At 42.6% G+C, this 1,263-nt stretch carries 1 pseudogene; it reads right to left on the reverse strand.

The window, feature by feature from the left end:
* Window positions 1–24: 24 nt before the first annotated feature.
* A pseudogene (locus RMY63_RS41645) lies at window positions 25–1,263 on the reverse strand (hypothetical protein); the annotation flags it as partial.

The following is a 1,263-nucleotide window of genomic DNA, read 5'->3' on the forward strand; positions in this document are numbered from 1 at the left end:
ACTCCTACTCAAGTATCCCCTTTGTCAATACTCTGCCACCTGAATCCTTACGATTACTGCTCGATAATTAGTTAAAGCTTCTTGTACTTCGTTATCGTTTTTGGCTGAATAATGAAGGTTATTAGCTTTCTCCAATAAATATCTTGCTGCTGGTAAAAGTTCAGGTTTTGGGAAACCATCTGCTGCTAGTGCTAGAACCTGATTTAATTGAGCCTCCCTATTTTTTTGCCAAGCAATTCCTCCTGTTACTAAAGCTGTAATTGCGAAAAAAGCTGTAGTAATAACAAATCTAGTTTTAGCTTTTTGTTGTCGTAGTTCTTGCTCAAGGCGCTTTTCCTCTTGTCTCTTGATGCGATCGCGTAATGCTAAACTACTTTGAATAAATTCCCACTCAGGTTTGCTGATTTCATCGGGATGGTGCTGCAACCACTCCTCAGCTTCTACAAGTAGTGTTCCTCGCAACAACGTCCCTTCATCATCATTCCTAGTTTGCCACTGCCGCATTGCTACCCGCAACCTTTCCTGCCAAGTGCGGAAGATGCGATCGCTCTCTATCCACTCACGTAACAGTTTCCACTCTTTAATCAGTGCTTCATGTACCAACTCAACCGTTTCTTCACCAGTTGCGTTCTGACTTGTGACGACTAATCGAGCATCAGCAAGTTGTTTCACACTAGACCATTTTTCCTCACCCAGTTCAGCTTTCGTTGCCAATTTTCGCGTGTCCTTCGTTTTCTCACCAGGGTAGACCAGTTGAATGAAAATTCGTTGAACCTGTTCTTGCTTAGTAAAACTTAGTTTTCTATACTTTTTATCTGCATAATTGGCTAGCGCACCTTGCACTTCACCAATTGCTTCATAACCTGCGTGAGTTAATTGTTTACCTGTTCGCCTTTTCCACAACTCAGTTAAAGCAAATTCCAGCAGAGGTAAATTTCCTGGCTGATCTTCCACAGCATCCAAAATCCGTTTTACCAGCCCCGCTTCAAAAGACACTCCCAATTTTTCGGCAGGTTTTGCAATCACCTGTGAGAGTTCTTCACGATTCATTGCTCCCAGTTTGATATCAGCATTTTGCAATACATCTGCAAATGGGCGGTATGAGAGAGCATTTCCTAAGAAATCCGCCCGTATAGTTGCTATTAGTACAATTGGAGATTGGGGCTGGGAAGGGAGAATTTGAAAGCTGATTAATAGGCAATCTAGAAACGGGTGAACGAAAAAAGGTGTGGGGAAGAGCTTAGTTAGCGGATGACATCCGCT

Source organism: Nostoc sp. ChiQUE01b (assembly GCF_034531255.1).
Classification (GTDB): Bacteria; Cyanobacteriota; Cyanobacteriia; order Cyanobacteriales; family Nostocaceae; genus Nostoc.